At 27.8% G+C, this 22503-nt stretch carries 24 protein-coding genes; 13 read left to right on the top strand and 11 right to left on the bottom strand.

What is annotated here, in order from left to right; translation table 11 throughout:
* Positions 1-174: 174 nt before the first annotated feature.
* Positions 175-321, top strand: coding sequence for a hypothetical protein (locus IQC44_RS03265; RefSeq protein ID WP_198304779.1), 147 nt, complete (start codon positions 175-177; stop codon positions 319-321).
* A 347-nt stretch (positions 322-668) separates the two neighbouring features.
* On the opposite strand, the gene IQC44_RS03260 is transcribed toward IQC44_RS03265, so the two are convergent.
* Positions 669-941 carry a type II toxin-antitoxin system YafQ family toxin gene (locus IQC44_RS03260; RefSeq protein ID WP_198304778.1) on the bottom strand — a complete coding sequence of 91 codons (273 nt, stop codon included), beginning with the start codon at positions 939-941 and terminating at the stop codon, positions 669-671.
* A 1-nt stretch (position 942) separates the two neighbouring features.
* A complete protein-coding gene (locus tag IQC44_RS03255; RefSeq protein WP_198304777.1) occupies positions 943-1140 on the bottom strand; it encodes a hypothetical protein in 198 nt (65 codons plus the stop codon).
* Between the two features lie 288 nt (positions 1141-1428).
* On the opposite strand from IQC44_RS03255, the gene IQC44_RS03250 reads away from it, so the two are divergent.
* On the top strand, positions 1429-1893 hold the full coding sequence (locus IQC44_RS03250; protein WP_198304776.1) for a hypothetical protein: 465 nt from the start codon (positions 1429-1431) through the stop codon (positions 1891-1893).
* A gap of 283 nt (positions 1894-2176) precedes the next feature.
* On the opposite strand, the gene IQC44_RS03245 is transcribed toward IQC44_RS03250, so the two are convergent.
* Positions 2177-3466 (bottom strand): major outer membrane protein, encoded by a 1290-nt coding sequence (locus IQC44_RS03245; protein ID WP_198304775.1) that lies wholly within the window; start codon positions 3464-3466, stop codon positions 2177-2179.
* 220 nt (positions 3467-3686) lie between these two features.
* On the opposite strand from IQC44_RS03245, the gene IQC44_RS03240 reads away from it, so the two are divergent.
* Together IQC44_RS03240 and IQC44_RS03235 are read left to right on the top strand one after the other, a co-directional pair.
* A complete protein-coding gene (locus IQC44_RS03240; protein ID WP_198304774.1) occupies positions 3687-4592 on the top strand; it encodes a class I SAM-dependent methyltransferase in 906 nt (301 codons plus the stop codon).
* A 35-nt stretch (positions 4593-4627) separates the two neighbouring features.
* The gene (locus IQC44_RS03235) at positions 4628-5770 is read left to right on the top strand and encodes a hypothetical protein (protein WP_198304773.1); all 1143 of its coding nucleotides are present in this window, start codon (positions 4628-4630) and stop codon (positions 5768-5770) included.
* 11 nt (positions 5771-5781) lie between these two features.
* Here the strand turns inward: IQC44_RS03235 and IQC44_RS03230 are convergent, their stop codons facing one another.
* Positions 5782-7521 (bottom strand): L,D-transpeptidase family protein, encoded by a 1740-nt coding sequence (locus IQC44_RS03230; RefSeq protein WP_198304772.1) that lies wholly within the window; start codon positions 7519-7521, stop codon positions 5782-5784.
* 130 nt (positions 7522-7651) lie between these two features.
* Between IQC44_RS03230 and IQC44_RS03225 the strand changes: the two genes are divergently transcribed.
* The 4 genes from IQC44_RS03225 to IQC44_RS03210 are packed head-to-tail and all read left to right on the top strand — an operon-like array spanning position 7652 to position 10832.
* On the top strand, positions 7652-8059 hold the full coding sequence (locus tag IQC44_RS03225; RefSeq protein ID WP_198304771.1) for a DUF4878 domain-containing protein: 408 nt from the start codon (positions 7652-7654) through the stop codon (positions 8057-8059).
* The gene (locus IQC44_RS03220; RefSeq protein ID WP_198304770.1) at positions 8059-8655 is read left to right on the top strand and encodes a YiiX/YebB-like N1pC/P60 family cysteine hydrolase; all 597 of its coding nucleotides are present in this window, start codon (positions 8059-8061) and stop codon (positions 8653-8655) included. The genes IQC44_RS03225 and IQC44_RS03220 overlap by 1 nt, the downstream gene beginning before the upstream one ends.
* A gap of 55 nt (positions 8656-8710) precedes the next feature.
* Positions 8711-9757: a CNNM domain-containing protein gene (locus tag IQC44_RS03215; protein WP_198304769.1), complete on the top strand. Its 1047-nt coding sequence runs from the start codon at positions 8711-8713 to the stop codon at positions 9755-9757.
* A gap of 10 nt (positions 9758-9767) precedes the next feature.
* On the top strand, positions 9768-10832 hold the full coding sequence (locus tag IQC44_RS03210) for an AI-2E family transporter (protein WP_198304768.1): 1065 nt from the start codon (positions 9768-9770) through the stop codon (positions 10830-10832).
* A 27-nt stretch (positions 10833-10859) separates the two neighbouring features.
* On the opposite strand, the gene IQC44_RS03205 is transcribed toward IQC44_RS03210, so the two are convergent.
* The 3 genes from IQC44_RS03205 to IQC44_RS03195 form a co-directional block, all read right to left on the bottom strand.
* A complete protein-coding gene (locus tag IQC44_RS03205; RefSeq protein ID WP_198304767.1) occupies positions 10860-11171 on the bottom strand; it encodes a type II toxin-antitoxin system RelE family toxin in 312 nt (103 codons plus the stop codon).
* Complete coding sequence (locus tag IQC44_RS03200; protein ID WP_198304766.1) at positions 11164-11469, bottom strand: type II toxin-antitoxin system Phd/YefM family antitoxin; 306 nt, start codon at positions 11467-11469, stop codon at positions 11164-11166. Before IQC44_RS03200 ends, IQC44_RS03205 begins: the two co-directional genes overlap by 8 nt.
* A gap of 74 nt (positions 11470-11543) precedes the next feature.
* A complete protein-coding gene (locus tag IQC44_RS03195) occupies positions 11544-13901 on the bottom strand; it encodes a helicase HerA domain-containing protein (protein ID WP_198304765.1) in 2358 nt (785 codons plus the stop codon).
* Between the two features lie 111 nt (positions 13902-14012).
* Here IQC44_RS03195 and IQC44_RS03190 point away from each other — a divergent pair, with 111 nt between their 5' ends.
* A complete protein-coding gene (locus tag IQC44_RS03190; RefSeq protein ID WP_198304764.1) occupies positions 14013-14381 on the top strand; it encodes a hypothetical protein in 369 nt (122 codons plus the stop codon).
* 35 nt (positions 14382-14416) lie between these two features.
* Here the strand turns inward: IQC44_RS03190 and IQC44_RS03185 are convergent, their stop codons facing one another.
* Entirely contained in the window at positions 14417-15388 is a 972-nt protein-coding gene (locus tag IQC44_RS03185; RefSeq protein ID WP_198304763.1) for an aldolase catalytic domain-containing protein, read from the bottom strand.
* Positions 15389-15444: 56 nt separating this feature from the next.
* A complete protein-coding gene (locus IQC44_RS03180) occupies positions 15445-16251 on the bottom strand; it encodes a ribonuclease H family protein (RefSeq protein ID WP_198304762.1) in 807 nt (268 codons plus the stop codon).
* A 123-nt stretch (positions 16252-16374) separates the two neighbouring features.
* Here IQC44_RS03180 and IQC44_RS03175 point away from each other — a divergent pair, with 123 nt between their 5' ends.
* Positions 16375-18597 (top strand): methyl-accepting chemotaxis protein, encoded by a 2223-nt coding sequence (locus IQC44_RS03175; RefSeq protein WP_198304761.1) that lies wholly within the window; start codon positions 16375-16377, stop codon positions 18595-18597.
* A 5-nt stretch (positions 18598-18602) separates the two neighbouring features.
* On the opposite strand, the gene IQC44_RS03170 is transcribed toward IQC44_RS03175, so the two are convergent.
* A complete protein-coding gene (locus IQC44_RS03170) occupies positions 18603-19067 on the bottom strand; it encodes a DUF2721 domain-containing protein (RefSeq protein ID WP_198304760.1) in 465 nt (154 codons plus the stop codon).
* Positions 19067-19444 (bottom strand): DUF302 domain-containing protein, encoded by a 378-nt coding sequence (locus IQC44_RS03165; RefSeq protein WP_198304759.1) that lies wholly within the window; start codon positions 19442-19444, stop codon positions 19067-19069. The genes IQC44_RS03170 and IQC44_RS03165 overlap by 1 nt, the downstream gene beginning before the upstream one ends.
* A gap of 132 nt (positions 19445-19576) precedes the next feature.
* On the opposite strand from IQC44_RS03165, the gene IQC44_RS03160 reads away from it, so the two are divergent.
* The 3 genes from IQC44_RS03160 to IQC44_RS03150 all read left to right on the top strand — a co-directional run bounded on the left by IQC44_RS03160 (position 19577) and on the right by IQC44_RS03150 (position 22472).
* A complete protein-coding gene (locus tag IQC44_RS03160; protein WP_198304758.1) occupies positions 19577-20404 on the top strand; it encodes a flagellin N-terminal helical domain-containing protein in 828 nt (275 codons plus the stop codon).
* Positions 20405-20523: 119 nt separating this feature from the next.
* The gene (gene ychF / locus IQC44_RS03155) at positions 20524-21627 is read left to right on the top strand and encodes a redox-regulated ATPase YchF (RefSeq protein ID WP_198304757.1); all 1104 of its coding nucleotides are present in this window, start codon (positions 20524-20526) and stop codon (positions 21625-21627) included.
* 20 nt (positions 21628-21647) lie between these two features.
* Positions 21648-22472, top strand: a complete 825-nt coding sequence (locus IQC44_RS03150) for an HDOD domain-containing protein (protein WP_228286244.1) — start codon at positions 21648-21650, stop codon at positions 22470-22472.
* Positions 22473-22503 lie beyond the last annotated feature (31 nt).

Below are 22503 nucleotides of genomic sequence, written 5' to 3'. Positions count from 1 at the left end.
AAAAAGAAGCAAAAAAAGAGAATGCCGATATTTGGTGGTGTGATGAGACTGCATGCCAAAGTCTTCCAAACAATCTCAAAGGGTATGCACCGGTAGGAACGCATAATAAACCCGTATTGACACATACTGCCAAAAAGTTCAAAATCAATATGATCTCTTCAATACTTTGAAAATTTGTATAAGCTAAATCCAAACTCTACTTCAAGAATATCTACAAAAATAGGAAAAACACTTGTAGGAATAGACCCCGATAAATTTGAAATTTTTATAGATGATATTTTAGATTGTTTTGATAAAGATTTGAAAGATTATATAAAATAAAAGTGGCGGATAATAAGCTCCGCCGTGAATGTCTTTGTATTATATCTAAAGTATAAATCATTTGTCAATAGATTTTATCCGTCCAATACATATGGCACAAAGGGTTATTTTCAATAAGATATTCTACAGGAGTTTTCATTAGTAAACTATGATGTGGAATTTCTAACACTCCCCAAAACTGGAGTTTAACTCTATCTCAATTTGCTATATTTTTCGAAAGATAATAAACTTAAGATTTAATCAAATTTTTAAGTTATGGTGTGATAGGATTTCTCTCCTATCAGAATTTGCTTGACACGGAATATTTAACGGTCTCTTGTACTTTTAAAAGGAAAGTTTTAATTCATCTATTTTTTAAATAAATCACTATGAGAACCTATACCAATACAAGTTAAAACTAAAATATCATTTTCTTTTAAATATATTAAAAGTAAATCAGGTTTTATATGACACTCTCTAAACTTTTTTAAGTTACCCTTTAATTGATGATCTTTATATTTTTTATCTAAAATTTGATTATTTGATAAAATAAAAACAACTTCATCTACTAAATCTTTATCATTTTGATTTAGTTTCTTCCTTTGTTTTTTAAATTGTAGAGAAGTTCTTATTTCAAACATATTAAGAATTCATAGCTTTTTTATAGCTTTCAAAATCATAAAAAGATTCTGTCTTTCCATCTTCAACTTCTTTTATAGCTTCCAAAAGCTCTTTTGTGGGCTCATCTTCTATTGTAACATTTGCATTTGGTGAAAGTTTTATAATACTTTTAATAACATCTAAAAGCTTATTATCTACATTTTCTATTGTTACAACCATTTTTATTCCTTTATAAATATTTTAAATTTATTATACTCAAAATAGATTATCATTGGCAAGGGCAGAAGTTATTTTGGAAACTGGACTTTAGTCCAGTCGAAAGAAAAAATTGCTTTTCTAAATTTGAAGAGCAGGGACTGAAGTCCCTGTTCCGAAACAATAATAAAAAATAATAAATGGATAGCTTGTTTTTAGTAAAAAAATATTTTTTGTTATAAATAGAAATTTCATAGCGAAAAAAAGATAATTAGATAAAATACAAAAAAATATAAATTATAAAGGTTCAGTTTGGAATATAACATACTATTTTCAAAACTTCAAAAAGAGCTTTCAGATAGAAGAGTGAATAACCATAAAAAAGGCTACAAATTCAATAAAAATCAACAAGCAGTATATGATTTTGTAATAGGAAGAAAAAGTATTGTTCAATTAGAAGTAAATGAAGAACAATATTTTATTAGAAAAAATGATTTTAAACATATTCTTGAAAGGCACTATGTTCCAAATGATGAAATAAATTTAAAAGATGGAAGAGTATCATCAAATGACATTTTAAATATTGCGAATGTTATAAAACATGGTAGAAAATTAGAGGAATATGAAATCAAAGATAACGATTTTAATAATAAAACAGGATATGTTCAAATAAAGAACGATATTAAATATATAGTAATTCTTAGTAAAGACAAAAATGGATATTGGTTTATAAGCTTTTTTAGTAATGAAGAAAAGGAGCTGGGCGACTGTTTTTAAACCTCCGTTGGGTAAACTAACGCAAACGGTTACGCTAACCAACTCTCAATTTCAAGTGAGATTATATCACAGATAATTATCTGTGTCAATAGTTTTTAAGCAAAAAAAAAGGTTGGGATAAACCCAACCTTGGAAACTGGACTTTTCTCAACACTTGTTTTACAAGGTTTCGCTCTAAGCTGTCCAGTCGAAAGAAAAAATTGCTTTTCTAAATTTGAAGAGCAGGGACTAAAGTCCCAGTTCCGAAGAAAGCAGGGACTAAAGTCCCTGTTCCGAAGTCAAATTAGAATGTATAAGCAACTTGTAATCTTCCCATATTTTGGTCAATATTTTTATTACCAGAACCATAATCTTTTTCAGTATAGTTACCATATCTTAAATAAGTATTTAAGTTTTTAGACATTTTGTATGTTAATTGTCCATAAATTTCTTTTTCTTTTGTATTATCATAGTTCTCTTTAGATCTTAAATCACCATAATTTAAAGTGAAGTTTAAGTTATCTAAAATATCAGCACCTAAAGCAAGTTGCCAATAGTTAGCTTTTGTAACAAAAGAGTTAATTGCCCAACCAAGAGAAGCATTTTTTGCATCTTGATCAACAGCAGTTAAACCACCATGTTTACCTGTTCTTGTATATGCAACTCTAGCATTAACTATATCAAATTTACCAGCAACTGCTGCTCTAAACATATCATTTTTTCTATCATCACCAGTAATACCTGTATCAGAATCTAATTTAAGGTTTACATATCTAGCTTCTAAATCTAATTTTGCATTTTCAGCTAAATCAACTTTTCCAGTAGCTGCTAAAGTGTATGAATTAAATGTATCTTGCATACCTAAATACCAAGCTTCTAATTTAACAAAATCTAAATCACCTTGGATAGTAGCAACATATACATCTGAACCACCTTTAATAACTTTACCTTCAGTAGTTGTAGAAGTAGTAACATCGTAACCAAGTCTATCTTGACCTATAACTGTAGTTTTAGTAGTATATATTCCATTTCCAACAGAAGCACCTTCCCCTGATTTATCTATATTTGTTGAGTTAAAGTATCCAGCACCTAAAGTTATTGCATCAATAGTTGTAAGAGCTAAGATACCTGTTCCTGATTGCTCATTTCCATTAATATCAACTGCAACTGTATATGGAGTAGCTAAACCTTGTTTACCAATATTTACAACAGTATTTGGAATAGCTGTTAAACCAAAGTATGCTTGTGATAAGTTAACATCTGCTGAACCATCACCGATACCATCTTTTTTAGCACTTAGACCTGAACCTGAACCATTTGCTGAAGCCCATCCCATATTGTGTTTATCACCTACGATAAATCTTGAATTAAATTTAACATAATCATTTACTTTTGAAGAAAGATTTAAACCGATTTTATATCTGTTCATTTCAGTTCTTGAACCTTTTTCATCATCAAAGTTATCATATCTGTAAACTACTGATCCAGATACTTCTACATTTTTGATTGCTTCTTCTAATGGTTGAGCATTAGCAGTACTAAAACCAGCAACTGCAACAGCTGCTACTAAACTTAATTTTGAGATTTTTCTCATGTGTTTTCTCCTAAAATTTCGAAATTTTAATCGATTAACCAAAATGTATAATAGTTTGGTCCACCGTTGGAGGCATTTTATATGAGAAAAAATTAAAGTTTTCTTAAAGTGGGTTATTTTCGGTTAATTTTTGGTTAATTTAAGGCTAGATTTAATTATTGCTATATAAATGCTATTTTTTGGGGTATTAATTAAACTATAAATGTGTTAAAATGGAGTTATGAATATAGAAAAATTAATAAATATAGTAGAAAGTGCTTTACTTTCTAAGAGTTGCGAAGCAAAAAGAGTGTTTCATGGTAGGGGGAATTTTTATGAAAATTTCTCATATTTATGTATAGATAGTTTGGATTTTGTTTTATTTGCAACTTTGTATGAAGAAAATGAGATAGAGAATAAACTTTTAAAAGCTTTGGAAGAGTTGGCAAGAAATAGGGGTTTTAAAAGCTTTGTTGTGCAAAGAAAGTATAAGAGTAGCGATTTTTTTGAAGTTGTTTTTGGTGAAGTTTTTGATGATTTTTTTGTAGTTGAAAATGGTTTGAAGTATAAAATAGATTTTAAAAATAGAAATATTGGACTTTTTTTTGATATGAAAAATACAAGAGAGTATTTGAAAAATATATCAAAAGACAAAAGTGTTTTAAACCTTTTTTCATATACTTGTGCTTTTTCTGTGGCTTGTGTTTTTGGAGAGGCTTCTAGGGTTGTAAATATTGATATGGGTAAAAATAGCCTAAGTATTGGAAGGTTAAATCATCAAATAAATGGTTTGGATACAAAAAATGTGAAGTTTCTTGCACATAATATTTTGAAATCATTTGGAAAAATCAAAAGTTTATCACCTTTTGATATAGTAATTATTGATCCTCCTTCTTTTCAAAAAGGCTCTTTTGTTGCTACAAATGATTATGTTAAGATTGTAAAGAGATTAGATTTATTTACACAAAAAAATAGTTTGGTTGTGGCTTGTTTGAATGATCCTTTTTTGAGTAGTTCGTATTTAAAAGAGATTTTTAGTGAATATGCAAAAGAGTTTAGATTTGTAAAAAGAGTAGAAAATCCAAAGGAATTTGTGTCAAATAGCGATGAGAATGGTTTAAAAGTGTTAATTTTTGAAAAGATTTAGTATAATGAATGAAATTATGAAAAAAGATTTGGAAAATGCAGTTTAAAATTACAGATAAGATTAAAAAATTAGATATTGAAGATATTAAAGAGAATCTTCTTCACTACTCTTATGATAATAAGACTTTAAGAGCTTTGGTAAAAAACAATATTTCAAAAGATGAGATTTCTTATATTACTGCTTATAGCAGTTTTGTTGGAGAGATTTATGAAAATATCATTTATGAGCTACTTTTAAAATATGCTTTGGAAAATGATTTGATAAAGAGTTTTGTTTTAAAAGGTCCATATCAGGCAAAAGAGAATCATTTTATTAAAAGTGGGCTTTTAATAGATAGAAGTTCTCAAATAGTTTATAAGTCTGCATATAAAGATATTAGCGAGTTTGATGCTCTATTTTTTACAGAAGATAGTTTGTATTTTGTGGAGATGAGTACATCTAAAAAAACAGCTAGTTTAAATAAAAGATTGGCAAAAAAATATGCACTTTTAAAAATAATTTTTCCAAACTTAGAGATTAAGGCTTTGATTGTTTTGACAAAAGGTTCAAGTGGAGTTAAAAATTTCCCAGAATATGCAAGTATTTGGCTAACAGATGATTTGCTTGATAATGAGCTAATAGAGAAGATAATTTTTGCTAAAAGAGTGAAAAATGAGCTTCAAACACTTGAAGCTCCAAAAAGTGATAAATTTATTGAAGCTTATAATATAAGATATAAAAAATTTCCATATTTTCCGACTTTAGAGTGGATTTTAAATACTTCTAGGAAACATCCAAAATTTAAGGTTGATTTGAGATTTTTTTCTAGTCCTAAAATGTCTTTGTATTTTGATATTTATACAAAATTATATATAGGTTATATAAGTAGTAGTGATTTTAAAGAGTTGTTTAGTGATTTTTGTTATATTGTAAAAGAAGATAAGGTGATTGTAACTTTGGAGAAGATAAATCAAAGTGAAATAGATATAGTTTATTATGTAAAAGAGACAAATGAGAAGCTTCAAAGAGTTCGACTTTGTGGTGAAGATGAAGTATCTATAAAAGAGAAAGAGCCTGATGGTTTTACAAATGCTGAAGTTAGATTTTTTATGAAAGTTTTAGAAGATAGTCATAAATTAGATGTAAATGATATAAAGCATATTATTAAAAATTTAAATATAGTGGAGTTTAAAAAGTAGTTTTTTGAGGCTTAAAAGATTAAGCCTCTTTGGATTTTGTCGTAGTTGTAAATATCTTCTCTAAATTGTAAAACTCCATTTTTATCAACCCAAGTTGTAAGGTAGATTATATGAATTGGTAGTTTTTGGTTTAAACTTATTGATTTCTCTTTTGTATCTTTTAGAATTTCTGTAACTTTGTTTTGGTCTATGTTTTGATTGTCTTGTGAAAGCATAGATAAAAGCTCATTTGGTTTTGATAATCTTACACAACCGTGAGAATAAGCTCTTCTTGCATTTGCAAAAAGGTATTTGTTTGGTGTGTCGTGAAGATACACAGCATGTTTATTTGGGAACATAAATTTCATTTTTCCTAGAGGGTTTTTGCTTCCAGGAGTTTGTGCCATCCTAAATGATTCTAAAGATGCACCGTCTTCTAGTATGATAGAGTTTATAATATCTTTTGTATCCACTTTTGCATTTTCACTATCCCAACCTGCATATATATCTATTCCTTGAGAGATTAAATAATTTGGGTCTTTCATAAGTTTTGGGATAAGCTCTTTTTTTGCTATGCTTGAGGGTATATTCCACGTTGGATTTAAAACTACATAAGACATATTGTCTGAAAAAATAGGAGTTGGAAATTTTACATCTCCTACAATTACGGACATATCTAGTTTTATCTCTTTGTTTTCTATCATTTTAAGATTGTATTCTGGAATATTTATAAGAAGATATTTTTCTCCAAAATCTCTTGGTAACCATCTCATTCTTTCTATATTTAATCTTATTTGTTTGATTTTTTCTTTTGCACTTTTGTTTAAAAATGCTTGAGTTGAGCCACCAACTATTCCATCTGCTAAAAGTCCGTGTTGTTTTTGGAAATTTATAACAGCTTCTTTTAAATCTTCATCAAAGTATTCTGTACAGGGAATCTCTTTTATGATTTTCTCTTCTTTTTGCTCTTCTTCTTGAAGAGTGTTTTGATTTGTTTGAGTATTGTTTGTGATTATGTTTTCTACATTTACACTATTTTGGCAAGTTTTTTGTAAGTCGTTGCTTTGAAATAGCCTATCTCTTAGGATTTTTACATTTTCTCCATAATCTCCAACTCTTAAAGTTTTGAATTTTGGAAGTTTAATATAATCACCAGCTTCAATAATAGATTCTAAGCTAGAAATTGCATCTACTAGCTCTTTTTTATTTGGAAAATTTGTATCTAGGTTTTCAGAGATAAGAGAGATATTATTGCTTTCTATTGCCTCTTTTAGAACTTTTTTGTTATCTTTTTTTACATAAATTCTATCCCAATGGGCATTTATATCTTTTAGTTTTAGCTCTTTTAGTTTTTCTTGGAATTCATCCCATTTTATAGAGCCTTTTAATAGAAAATTTGTATATTTATCATATATTTCTGTGAGCATAAATTCGATTTTTATTAGCTCTTGTTTGTATGATTGGCTTGAAGTGTCTAGTTTTTCTATTTTTGTTTCTAATTCATTTATTGAGAATAGATTGTTTACATTTGGTTTGTAAACTGGGTCATTTTTTACTAGGTTTATAAACTCTAAAGAGATATTTTTTAAACCATTTTCATCTATCCAATAAGTTTTTATATCATTTGTATAGTAACTTTTTAGTTTGTCTGCTTTTATCAAAGCTGGATTTACACTTTTTTGCAAGGAGCTTTTTAGCTCTGTGTTTATGCTTGAAGAGAAAAGATAAGAATTTAATAATAAAATAGGAATTGCTAATTTGTAGTTTAACATTTATGTCTCCGTATAAAATAAATGCTTAAAATATCAAAAAAATAATTAAAACTTACTTTTATTTATATGATAAATTTTTATTGTAAGTAAATTTTGGATATTGTTCTATAAATAAACAAAAAGGTAAAAGATGAGAATGAATTTAAAATTTTCTATATTAGCAGTTGCAAGTGCTGTTTTATTTGCAGGATGTGGAGGAGAGAGTCCAAAAGAAGCAACTACAAAATTTTATGAATCTTTAAAAAATGGAGATGTTGCAACATATAGAAAATATTCAACAGAGTCTACACAAAGATTAATGGGGCTTACTTTTACAATGGGATGTTTTAGCAAAGATTTAAAACAAGATAGTGAATTGTCTATTTGTATGAAAGATATTTTTAAAGATATGATTAGTTTTAAAGTTCTTGATGTAAAAGAGAATAATAAAGTTAGTGCAACTGTAATTGTGGAAGAGAAGACAAAAGATGGTGTAACAAATAATACTATTGAGCTTGAAAAATTAGATGAACAATGGAAAGTTAGTATTAAAAAATAATGAAAATTAGGCTTATTGCTCTTTTATTTTTACTATTTTTTGCTTCGTTTGAAGTTAAGAAGTTTTTTGATAAAAATAGAGATAGTTTGAGTAGTGAAAATATCAAAAATCTAGTTGAATTGAAAAGTGGAGATATTATTTTTAGAAAAGAGTCAAATATTTTAAGTGATATGTTTTCTAAAATTGATGAATCTTCTTATTCTCATATTGGAATTGTTTTACAAAAAGATGATAAAACCTTGATTTACCATATGGAAGCTGATGAAAAAAGTGATGACTTGAAGATACAAAATGTTCAAGAATTCACAAAAAATGCAAAAAGAATAGCAGTTTATAGGGCAAAAAATAGCTTTGTTGAAGAGGATTTGAAGAAAATTTTAGATGAATATGAAAAATCTAAAATAAAATTTGATTACTCTTTTATGCTAGATAATGATACTTTATACTGTACAGAGTTTGTAAATGAGATATATTTCAAACTTTTTAATGAAAATTTATATACATATTTATTTGATTTTTATGGGCTTGAGGGCATATCTATAAATAGTATTTTAAAAAATACAAATTTAGAGAAAAGATATGCTTTGGAGTTTTAAAATTTTTTTAGAATATAATTATATAGAACAAAAATACTTAAGGAATTAATACAAAATGACATTACTGTTTTTATATCTGTTTTTAGCTCTGTTTTTCTCGACTCTTTGCTCAATTTTGGAAGCTACTGTTTTATCTTCTACACCTTCATATATTCAAAGTATGGACAAAAATAACTATAGTCAAAAAAGTATTGAATTGGTACAAAATATGAAAGGTGATATTGATAAATCTATTGCTTCTATATTGACATTAAATACATTCGCTCATACAATGGGAGCTGCTGGAGTTGGGGCTCAAGCTGCTATTGTGTTTGGTGAAAAGTGGCAAAGTTTGGTTGCTTTTATTTTGACTCTTTTGGTTTTATATATAACTGAGATTTATCCAAAGACTTATGCTGCACTTTACTGGAAAAGATTTTTAGTGCCAACAGCTTATATAATCTCTTTTTTAATTAAGATAACTTATCCATTTATTTGGGTTGGAACAAAGATTACAAACTATATTCAAAAAAATAAAAAAGATGAGGCTAATTTTTCAAAAGATGAGATTATGGCACTTGTAACTTTGAGTGAAAAAGAGGGGACTATTCAAGCAAAAGAGAGTGATTTTATAGAGAATTTATTTAAATTAAAAAGTATAAAAACAGAAGATATTATGACTCCTAGAAGTGTTGTTTTTGCTCTAAATAGTCAAATAACTATTAAAGAAGCTGTTGAGATTGATAAGCTTTATGTATATTCAAGAATTCCTGTTTATAATGAGACAATAGATGATATTGTGGGTGTTGTATTTAGTCAAACTATTTTGGAACAGAGATTGAAAAAAAAGAAAAATAAGAAATTAGAAGATATTATGGTGCCTGTCCATAAAGTTTCTGAGGGTTTATCTGTTTCTGTTTTAATAGACTCTTTTTTAAGAAGAAAAACTCATCTGTTTATAGTTCAAGATAGCTATGGGCAAACAAGTGGAGTTGTAACACTAGAAGATGCTTTGGAGACACTTTTAGGTGTTGAAATAGTTGATGAAATGGATGAGGTTACTGATATGCAGGAGTTTGCAAAGATAAAAAGTAAGAAATATAGTAAAATCTTGACAGTTTAAGGGAGAATTTTTGCAGAATTTAAATACAGATATACATTTTGCTAGGGCATTTTATTTCCTAGCTTTTATGTTTTTGGTTGTTTTTACTTTTAATAGTTTAAGTTCTGTTTTAACTCCTATTGCAATAGCACTTTTTATCTGGTTTTTGATAAATGCTTTTGCAAATCAGATTAAAAAAATTCCATTTATAAACAAAAAAGTGCTAGATTTTATAGCAACTCCTTTATCTTTAATAATAATTATATACTCAATGATAAAAATAGGGACTTTTATAACTTCAAGTATGATGGAGTTGGGTTCTGTTGTTGCACAACTTGATTCAAAAATAAATATTGTAATAGAGAAAATTTCAACACTTACTTCAATTGATTTAAAAGAGCCTTTAGAGAAGTTTTTTCAAGAGTTTAATATGGCTTCTTTATTAAATAAAATATTTATGGCTTTTAGCTCAATTTTAAGCAATATGATGCAGATTTTTTTATATGTTCTTTTTTTATTGATTGACCAAAGATTTTTTAATTTAAAATTAAATGCACTTTTTCCAAAAAAAGAGAATAAAGCAAAAGCAGAAAATATTTTAACTTCTATTTCACAAAGTATTAGAACTTATATTTTAATTACAACAATTGTAAGTTTAGTAACTGGTTTTTTAACTTTTGTTATATGTCAATATTTTGGATTACAAGGCTCTGTTTTATGGGGATTTATTGCTTTTATTTTAAACTTTATACCTACAATTGGAACTATTATTGCTGTTTTAATTCCTACAGTATTTGCTATTATTCAATTGACAGATTTTGCTTCAATTCTCTCTTTGTTTATGGCTTTGGTTGTAATTCAATTTGTAATAGGGAATGTAATTTATCCAAGACTTATGGGAAATAGTTTGAATATTTCTCAATTTGTTGTAATTTTATCTTTGGTTGTTTGGGGTGCTATGTGGGGGACGATTGGAATGTTTTTGGCTATTCCTATAATGATGATTTTATTAATAATATTGTCTCAATTTGAAAGTACAAAAAGTTTAGCGATTTTAATATCTGAAAATGGAAATATTGTAAGAAAAGAGGGATAAATTTAAGAAATATTGGGTTTTTGAAATTTATATATTTTTTAAAACTCTTTTGAAAGCTTCCTCATAAACTTCATTCTTTTCTCTTTTTCCAACAGCAACAACTTCTACAATTTTTGCAATATTATTTTCAACTTTTATAACTATTCTATATGTAGCATTTGCAAGATAAGTTTTTCTATAACCTTCAAGATTTAAGCCACCTTTATTGAAAAGTTTTTGGCTATATTTTAGAGGGTCAATTTCATATTTTTCAAAATAATCTATAACTTCACTTAAAATTTCATCTGATAGTTGCATTAAGTCATTTTCAACTTCATCTAATAAATCTAATTTATACATTTTTTCCTCTTGCTCTTAGTCTTTGTTTCATCTCTTCCCAAGATATAGTTTTTATAGGCTCTTTTTTATCAAGAACTCTCTCTTTTATAATATTAGCAATTTCCAAATCTTCTAAATAGTCTTGAAACTCTTTCATTCTTTCGTATTCATCTATACTTATAATAACTGCTTCTGCTTTATTGTGTTTTATAATTGCTAGTTTTTCTACGGCTTTTGATGAAACTTTATCTATAAAGCCACTTAGTGATTTTGAAAGTTCTGTAATACCTACCATCTCTTTTTGTGAATAAGAAACCATATTTTTCTCCTATTTTAAATATATATTATAATCCATATTATAATATATATTTTTTATTAAATCAATATTCTAAATTACTGCTCTTGCCAAAGAAGTTCTAATTTTACATTAAAAATATCAACCATTCTTGGATTTATAAAAATCTCATCAATTTGACAACTTGAGATAGAGTTTTGCTCTTTTATTTTTGAAACTTCATTTTCAAGTGTAGCTTGTAATGACTCTTTTTGAGAGATTAAAAGTTCTATATCATTTTCTACCATTTTTACATCATTTCTCTCTTTTAAGATTTTGTTTGCACCTCTTGCTCCACTTGCTACTTTTCCTAAATTTGAAGCAGCACTTCCTTTCCCAAAAAATGCCCCTAAAATAGAAGTTCCTATATTTAAAATCGTATCTGTTGTTGAAGCATTTGCTTCTCTTTTTTCTTTGTCCAATTTATCATATAGTTTTGATATTTTAAGCTCTAAAGCTTCACTATCTTTTGCATATCTTGTTTTGATTTTTTCTAGTTCTAAATCTATTTTTTCATTTAATCTATCTTGAATTCTTAGTTTAAAGTCTTCTAAATTTTCATCTTGTTTTGAAGATAATCTTAAAGAATCAACTTTGTATAAAGTTAGTTTTGCTGTTCTATAAATGTAGTCAATAAACTCTTTTTCTACTTGTTTTAACTCTCTTTGGTTTTGTATAAAACTAGGAACTTCATAGAAAAATGAGTTGTTTTTTTGTTCTGTTTCATATCTAAATTCACTTAACTCCTCTTTTTCATTGAAGTCCAAAGTTTTCATATTTTTATCAAGATAAAATTTGTATTTAACACTTGTTTCAACATCAATAGCTTTGCTTGTATTTATAAATCTAACAGAACTTGAGCAAAGTAAATAAGGTTGCATATAGTAGCTATCGTTTCTTGAAATATAGTTATAAAGTTCATTTATATTGCTTAATAAAACTGGTTTTGCTTCACCTTTTGAAGTTTGTGAACTATTTTTTGTTTGTTCTGTCGAACTTATATTTTCACTACTTTTATAAGATTTTTTTTCGCTCATTAATTTTTTTATTCCATCTTTTGGAATAGGACCTTTTAGATAAGATAATGCCCATCTTGTCTCAAATACTTTTATTCCGTCTTCATTTATATTGTTTAAAACAAAGTTTCGTTTTTCTAAATTTGATAAAAGAGAAGCTATTTGAGCTTTGTTTATTGTTCCATTTGTGCTTGTTAATCCGTCTATTACTCTATCAATATCTTGTTTTGTTTGAAGTCTTCCTAAAAACCAAGTTCCAATATTTGCTAAACCTTTGTAATCTATATCAACAGGGTTTTGAGTTGAAAGTATAATTCCAATTCCAAAACTTCTTGCTTGTTTTAAAAGAGTTAGCATTGGTTGTTTTGATGGAGGGTTTCCTAAAGGTGGAAAATATCCAAAAATTTCATCCATATAAAGTAGGGCTTTTAGAGATGTTGTTCCCTCTTGTCTTCTCATCCAAGCTACCATTTGATTTAATAAAATAGTTACAAAAAACATTCTTTGAGTGTCATTTAAATGTGCAATTGAAAAAATACTTACTTTTGCTTTTCCTTGTTCATCATAAAGAAGTTTTGAAATATCAAGAGTTTCTCCCTCTATCCAAGTTGAAAATGCTGGATTTGCGATAATTCCATTTAATTTTAAGGCTAGTTTTAATCTATCACTTTGAGAGAAAAATGTCTCCAAATCAAAAACACCAATTTTTGAAAAAGGCGGAGTTACTATTAGATTTATTAAATCTTCAATATTTAAATCTTTTTGCTCTTTAAATTGATTTAAAAAGATTGAAGATAGTAAAATTGACTCTTTTGAGTTTGAATCATTTTTTTCATCTATAATGGCTAAAATAGAACTTACAGTTGAATTTATTAGAGATACTAAAAGTTCATTGTCTTCTAAAACCTCTTTTGAAGGAGCTTTGAAAGAGCTAAGAATTGATACTTGAACACCTGCATCACTTCCAGGAGTATAGATTGTGAAATCAGCAGAATTTTTTAGTTTTTCTACTCTTGAAATCTCTTGAAAATCATCTTCTAAACCTTTTCTCCATAGATTTGCACGACTTTGTGCAAACTCTTGTATAGTTTTTCCACTATTTATTGCTTCTTGTTCTTCTATCCAAGGTTCAAAATCACTAGCTTCTAAATTTGGAAAAGTAAGAAGTAAGTTTGTCATATCTCCTTTGGGGTCAATAATAATAGAAGGAATATTATCAATTGCAGCTTCTTCAAGTAAAGATATACCAAGCCCTGTTTTTCCACTTCCTGTCATTCCTATAATTGCTGCGTGTGTTAATAAGTCTTTATTTTGATAAACAAGAGGTATTTTTTCCCCATTTACTTGCTGTTTTCCTATATAAAAAAGTTTTAAATTCTCATAATCAAAAGTATTTGACATTTTTTAGCCCTTAAATTTAAAATAATTTCGATTATATCCAAATAAAGATGAATACAAAAATTATTTAATTTTAGTATAATAAGAGTAACAAAACTTTAAAAGGAGGCTAAAATGGAAATAGGAATGATTCCAAGAATAGATCAATATAAAGATAATAAAAATATAGAGATGCAACAAGTAAAATCTACTTCAGATTCTGCATCTGTTAAAAGTAGAACAGATTTAGAGCAGATTCAACAAACACTTTTATCAAAGTCTAAAAAAAGTGAAGATATTGAAAGTGTAAAACCTGACCCAGCTAAAGTTGCTGCTAAATATGAGACTTTAATATCAAATATTAATTTTGGTTACAATAAAGAGTCGAAAGATTTTTATGTAAAAGTAACTAGAGGTGATGTAGAAAATCAATATCCAACAGAAGATATGATGAGAGTAAAGGCATATTTATTAAGTGTGCAAGAGGCATCTTTTGATAGCTAAAATATAAAGAGGTAGTTAAAAACCACCTCTTTATATTATTCCATATTAGATAGATTTTTGAAAAACTCTCTATATTTTGTATCTTGCTCATCTCTTGCTTTCATAGCAGCTCGTGGGTGTTCGTTTAGTTGCCCTGTTATCATATAAGGAATACTATAACCCCAATCAAGTTTTTTCTCTAAATCAACAATATAGTTTTCAATAAATTCAAAAACTGGCATTTGTTTATATTTTGGGTTCTTTAAAAATCCTAAAAGAAGTTCTAATGGACAATTTCCAGCACCACGCCCAAGCCCACTAACTGTAACATCAAGAAAACTAGCACCATAAATCATAGCTTCTAAAGTATTTGCATAAGCTAATTGAAGATTATTGTGAGCATGAATTCCTACTTTTTTACCAGATTTTTCTGCAAAACTTAGATATTTTTCTGTTAAATTTCTTATTTGCTCTGGATAAAAAGAGCCAAAACTATCAGCAATATATATTACATCAACTGGAGTTTTTGCAAGTTGTTCTAAAACTTCATCTAGCTCTGTATCAAAAGATTTTGAAATAGCCATAATATTTACTGTTGTTTCATAACCTTTTTTGTGAGCATCTTCTATTAGTTCAATTGCTGCTGGGATTTGGTGAATATATGTTGCAATTCTTATCATATCTACAACACTTTCGCTCTTTGGTCTTAGTTCTTCTTTTAAACTTCTTCCAATATCACTCATAACAGCAATTTTTAAATTTGTGTTATTTTCACCTACAATTCTTCTAATATCTTCCTCTTTACAGAAATTCCAAGCTCCATATTCATCTTCACTCATAAGTGTAGGAGATACATTTTTCCCTATCTCCATATAATCAACACCAGATTTTACACACATTTCATAGTGTGCTTTTACAAATTCATCACTAAAATGGAAATTATTTACTAATCCACCATCTCTAATGGTACAGTCAAAAACTTTTAAATCTTCTCTTACAGAAAGAATAGTTCCTTTTTTCTCTAACATAAGTCATCCCTCTAATTTTAAGTAAATTATAATATCTAAAAATAATAAAAAAAATATTAAGAAGATTTTATTTTTAATACTTCTTCAACTTTTTCATATCTATAAAAATTGAACTCTTCATTTTTCTCTTTTATAGCAGTTAGTGCCATTCTATCGGCTAATTCGTTTCCTTCAACACCGCTATGACCTTTTACATACTCTAAAACCAAATTAGATTTAAGGCTTAAATATAGTTCGTGAGATTTTATTATTAAATCAAGATTTTTTATCTCTCCACCTTTTTTTGTCCAGCCATTTTTTTTCCAAGAAAATGCCCAAGTGCTAATACAATCTATTGAGTATTTTGAATCGCTATAAATATAAATTGTATCTTTAAAGCCACTTTGCTTTGCAATTAATAGTGCTTGATAAAGTGCATTTAATTCTGCAATATTGTTTGTACCATTTTCTACAAAAGCACCATAAAGTAAAACAGGATTTTTTTTGTTTGAGTAGATTGCTAATCCACTTCCTGCAAATCCAGGGTTTCCACTACAAGCACCATCGCAATATATATGTAAAAACTCTTTATCTTCTTCTATTTCATTATTATTAATGTTTTTTGGTGTATAAACTTTTGCATTTATATTATTGTAATTTAAAACCATAAGATAATTAAGCACCAGTTGTTGGGCAAACTCTGGATTTTCTATATTTTTTAAAAGCATTAATAGATTTTTGTTATTTTTTGTAACATCTTTTTGTAAAGCTATATTTTTCCAATTTTTTTCATCTTGTTTTTGTATTTCCAAAATTTCAAACTGTTTTTGTGTTAAAGTGCCGTTGTTTTCGATAAGTTCTAAAAAATCTTTGTCTAATTTCATAATAATATTTCTTTTTTTATAAATTTTAAAAATTATTTTACAAAACTTTTGCAAATTAAAAGCTTTCTTATTTGTTAGAATTTCGTTATTATATAAAGTTAAATATCTTATTTAGGAAAAATTATGTTATCAAAACTATCAATAAAGCAGAAGCTCATATTAATTATGATGATTCCTTTGACTGTGGTTATTTTATTGGCTGCAAAATTATCTCTTGATTCTTATTTAAGTTCTAAAAACTTAAAAGATTTGGATAGTGTTGTTGTTTTATCTACAAAAGTTGGTGCTTTAGTGCATGAAACTCAAAAAGAGAGAGGTATGACAGCAGGATTTATAGGAAGCAAAGGAGAGAGATTTAAAGTAGAGTTACCAGCTCAAAGGCTTTTGGTTGATGATAGAATAAAAGATTTAAATAATTTTTTAACTACTTTTGAAAAAGACCATTATAGAAGTGATTTTATAAGTAACTTAGAAAATAGTTTAAAAAATTTGGATAAGTTAGAAGATATTAGAAAAAATGTAAATAGTTTTTCTATAAAAGCACCTGTTGCTATTGATTACTATACTATTACAAATGCTTATTTATTAAATATCTTAAGCTCTGTTGTAAAAATCTCAAATAGTGCAAATATCTCAAAAGAGTTAATCTCATATATGAGTATTTTACTTGCAAAAGAGCAAACAGGAATTGAAAGAGCTGTTGGAACAAATACTTTTGCACAAAATAGATTTACAGAAGGATTAAAAGCTAAGTTTTATACAGTTGTAGCTGAACAAAATGTATATACAAATCAATTTTTTAAAGTGAGTACAAAAGAATCAACAGAGTTTTATGATAACAATGTTGTTGGAAAAAGTGTAGAGGCTGTTGAAGATATGAGAAAAATTGCACTTTATCAAAATTTGGAAGAAAATTTCAATGTAGATTCTACTGTGTGGTTTAAAGAGATAACTTTAAAAATAGATTTACTAAAAAAAGTTGAAGATTTTGTTTCAAGTCATTTAATGCAAGAGATAGAAAAAGAGCTAAATGTTGCAAATAGAGATATGATAGTTTTTGGTCTTTTAAGTATTTTTGGTATAGTAATTACAATGATTTTATCAAGAACTATTGCATTTACAATTTTGATTGATGTTGCTAGTGTAAAAGCAGGAGTTGAAGACTTTTTTGCATTTATTAATTTCCAAAAAGATGATATTAAATTGATTAATATTAATTCAAAAGATGAATTAGGAAAAATGGCTGAAACTATAAATAAAAATATCAAAAATACAAAAGCAAATATACAAAAAGATAGAGCTTTAATTGCTGATACTATAAGAGTTGCGAATCAGATAAATCAAGGTTATTTAAATGTAAAAATTGAAGCAAATTCAAATAATCCTGCATTAAATGAGTTGAAAGATATTATAAACGAGATGTTAAATACTTTGAATACTAATATTTCTAATATTTTAAAAGTTTTAAACTCTTACTCAAAACTTGATTTTAGACCAAAATTAAAAGATAATAATTTAGAGGGAATTGTAAAAGAGTTAGAAGAAGATATAAATGTCTTAAGAGATGTTATTACTAAGATGCTTGTTGAAAACAAAAATATTGGACTAACTTTAAGTAAAAATGCCTTAACTTTGAGTGAAAATATGCAAAATATTTCAACTGCTGCAAACTCTCAAGCAGCCTCTTTAGAAGAGACAGCAGCTTCTTTAGAAGAGATTACAAGTAATATTACAAACAATACTCAAACTACATCAAAAATGGCAAATTATGGTGAAAAAGTAAAAGAGTCAATCAAAGTAGGGCAAGATTTAGCAAATAAAACTGTTGTTGCTATGGAAGAGATAAATAAACAAGCTTTAGCTATTAGTGAGGCTATTGGTGTAATTGATCAAATTGCATTTCAAACAAATATTCTTTCTTTAAATGCAGCAGTTGAAGCAGCAACAGCTGGAGAAGCTGGAAAAGGTTTTGCTGTTGTTGCTGGAGAGGTGCGAAACTTAGCAAGTAGAAGTGCTGATGCAGCAAATGAGATAAAAAGAATAGTTGAATTAGCAACAAGCAAAACAAAAGAGGGAAGCCAAATTGCTAATGATATGATAGAAGGATATTCAACTTTAAATGAGAATATATCTACAACAATAGAGCTAATCCAAAATGTAACAGTAGCTAGTAAAGAGCAATCCGCTGGAATGGTTCAAATAAATGATGCTGTTAATAATCTTGACCAAATAACACAAAAAAATGCTCAAAATGCAGGTGTTGCAAATGATATAGCACAAGAGACTTTGAAAATTTCAAATGAAATTATAGTTCAAGTAGAACAAAAAGAGTTTGAAGGGAAATAAGAGAGTTAAGGAATATAACTCTCTTTGTCTTTAATAAATTTTGTTGTATAAAAAAGCTCTCTTACAAACAGAATAAAAGATACAATTAGACTAGATATAGATAAAATAAAAAAAGTTGCTATTAAAATACTATGTTCAAAGTGAAATAATGAGCTTAAAAAAATTGTAATAATTACAAGAGATATTAAAAGCCCTGTGATTGTGCCAAAAAGTATTGCTCTATTTGTATTTCTCATTCTTGATACTAGATGTTCTCTTCTTTTTTTTACTATTTGTTGAATATTTTTATCTTCCATAAGGGCTGAATTTTCATACTCATATTTATCTAATTTATCAATTTTATCAATAATTCTTACTAATCTTCCTGTAAATACATTTAACAAAGCTCCTACACCTGCAAGTAAAAATACAGGTGCAATAGAGAGCTGTATCATAGATGAAATAGTGTTTGTTTCGATTTGAGTTAGCACTATTTCGCTTCTTCAATGATTTTTAAAAGCTCATCTTGAGTAGTTTGAGCAATATCCATAAGTTCTGGATTTATATCATCAACTAGTTGAACTAAAGAGTTTAAAGCTATATTTGTTTCACCATCTTGAGTGTAAACAGCTATTTTGCAAGGCATAATACAAGATAAGCTAATATCTTCACTTAGAAAACTTTCAGCTACATTTGGATTGCAAATATCTATTACTTGACAATCTTCATTTATCTCTTTTCCTTTTGATTTTAAAGTCTCTTTAATATTGTGAATGTGTTGAACCCCAAAGCTATATTTTGGTGCTATCTCTTTTATACTATCTACAACTTCTTGAACACTTTTGTTTGAAATTTCAATATATTGCATTTTTCTTCCTTTAAGATTTTATTTGATTATAACAAAATAATTTTTATAAATAGAGAAAAAAAGCCTTAAAAGTTTATAATATTTTAATCTTAGAAGTAATAGAATGAAGTTAATAATATTAAGGAGTTTCAAATGCAGATAAATTATAACTCAGCCTTAAATCAAAATCCATATTTAAATGCAAATCAAGCATTAAATAAAATAGCTACAGGTATAGAGCTAAATAAATCAAGTGATAATGCTGCAAGTTTAGCAATAGCAAATAATTTATTATCTCAGTCAAATGGTTACTCTCAAGCAATTGAAAATACAAATTCAGCAATTGCTGCTACTCAGATAGCTTCAAGTGCAACAAATGAACAATCAAAAATACTAGATAATATAAAAGAGAAACTACTTCAAGCTTCTAGTGATACAACAAGTCAAGAGGGAAGAGATAATATTTTAAAAGATATAAAATCTCAACTAGAGCAGTTTGATAAAATTGCAAGTAACACAAATTATAATGGTCAAACTTTACTTCAAAAAAGCTCAAGTGATAATTCTGCTTCAGAATTGCAACAGTATCAATCTGGTTTAAAAGGTGAAAATATTATTGAAATTTCTTCAATTACTTCAAATAGTTCTGGATATGGACTTAGTGGCTTAGTAAATCAAGATGCTTCTACATTTACATCACAAACAGCAAGAGATTTTTTGGATACAGTTGATAAATCTATTGATAGTCTAAGTAGTGTTAGAGGTGAAATAGGAGCTGCTCAAAATCAATTAGAGAGTTCTGGAAGAAATTTGATGACTCAAAGAACAAATACTTTAAATGCCGCTTCAATGTTTGACACAGATTATGCAAAAGAGTCTTCAAACTTTTCAAAAGAGAATCTTTTGGCAAAAATGGGAGCTTTTGGACAAGCACAAGCAAGTTATATAAATCAACAAATAGTTTCAAGGCTACTTGTTTAATTAATCTAATTACAATTAAGTATAAAGATAAAGAAGAAAAGACTGTATCTTTCTCTTCTTTATCTTTTTTTTTGCCATTTTTGTCTATAATCTTAGTTATAAAAAAATAAAGGAAAAATATGGGATTAGGTGTAGGAATAGTAGGACTTCCAAATGTAGGAAAAAGTACAACTTTTAATGCTTTAACAAAGGCACAAAATGCAGAGGCACAAAACTATCCATTCTGTACAATAGAGCCAAATAAAGCAATAGTTCCAGTTCCAGATAAAAGACTTGATGAGTTAGCAAAAATTGTAAATCCAGATAAAATTCAGCATTCAACTATTGATTTTGTGGATATTGCAGGGCTAGTAAGAGGTGCATCTAAAGGCGAAGGACTTGGAAATCAATTTTTATCAAATATTAGAGAAGTAGAAGTTATTTTACATATGGTTAGATGTTTTGAAGATGGAAATATTACTCACGTAGAAGGTGATGTAAATCCTCTAAGAGATATAGAGATAATCGAAACAGAGCTAATCTATGCAGATATTTCGCAATTAGAGAAAAAAATTGAAAGACTAAAAAAACAAGCAAAAGGGAGCAAAGAAGCGGCTGCTCAACTTGTAATTGCTGAAGAGTTATATGCTCATATTGGGGAGCTTCAACCTGTAAAAACTTTTGAGAATATTGATAATGAAGCTTTTATTTCTTTAGACAAAGAGCTTAGATTTTTATCAAACAAAGATGTGATTTATGGTGCAAATGTTGATGAAGATACACTTTCAAGTGGAACAAATGAGTATGTAGAGATGGTAAAAGAGTATGCAGCTAGTGTAAACTCTGATGTGATAGTTTTATGTGCAAAAATAGAAGAAGAGCTTGTAGGTCTTGAAGATGATGAAGCTAGAGCATTTTTGGATGATTTGGGAGTGCAAGAGTCTGGTTTGGAGCAAATTATTCAAAAAGCATTTGATAAACTAGGACTTCAAAGCTACTTTACAGCTGGAAAAGTTGAAGTTAGAGCTTGGACAATTAGAAAAAATACAAAAGCACCACAAGCAGCAGCCGTTATTCACAATGATTTTGAAAAAGGGTTTATTAAAGCTGAGGTTATCTCTTATGAGGACTATGTGAAATTTGGCGGTGAAACAAAATGTAAAGATGCAGGAAAACTAAGACTTGAAGGAAAAGATTATGTTGTTCAAGATGGTGATATTATGCACTTTAGATTTAATGTATAAAGTTTAATTTGGGGGAAATTATGAATGATAAAATTGTTCAAAAAATAGAGTCTTTACCACCTTTACCAAAGACAATTATTGAAATTGAAGAGTTTAGAAAAAAACAAGATAAAGAACTTAGTGAACTTTTAAAAATTGTTGAAAAAGATGCTCTTATAATCTCAACTTTGTTGAAAATCGCAAATTCAGCTATGTTTGGATTTAGAACAAAAGTAGAAGCTCCTAGTAGAGCTTTAAATCTTTTGGGAATAAATTTTACAGTTTCAATTGCTATTGGTGGAAGTATTCAAAATTTATTAAAAGCTAATTTAAAACCTTATGGAATTACGAGTGATGATTTTATGCAGGGTTCAAATATTGCTTCTTCTTTGGCAAATGTTTGGCTATCTAGCTTTGAAGTTGAACATCAAGATGATATTATTTTGGCTTCTCTTTTACAAGAAGTTGGAAAATTTGTTTTAGCTTCAGTTATTGTATCTGAGGGTAAACAAGATGAGTTTTTAGCAAGGCTTGAAGATTCTTGTGAAAAAGATGTGGAAATGGAGTTTTTAGGAACTACAACAGCAAAAGTAACAGCACAAATTTTTAGACATTGGAAGTTAAGCGATAATCTAATAACAACTATCGAATCTGTGGAAGATATGGCACATGTTGAAGCTGGATTTAAACAAAGAGTTCAAATTTTAGATGTTATAAAAACAGCAGCAAGTGTAATTGATCCTTTAAGTGATGAAAATATACAAAAAGCTTTAGAAAAAGCAAAAGCTTATGGATTTGACACAGAGCTTTTAAAAGCATCTATTGAAGAGGTAAAAACAAAACTAGCAAACAATGAAGAGTTATAAGATAAATCTTATAACCTTTTTAAATCACCTT

This window comes from Arcobacter vandammei (genome assembly GCF_016106035.1).
GTDB classification, from domain to species: domain Bacteria; phylum Campylobacterota; class Campylobacteria; order Campylobacterales; family Arcobacteraceae; genus Aliarcobacter; species Aliarcobacter vandammei.
Note: the sequence above shows the minus strand (reverse complement) of the source record. Positions and strands in the feature narration are given on the sequence as shown.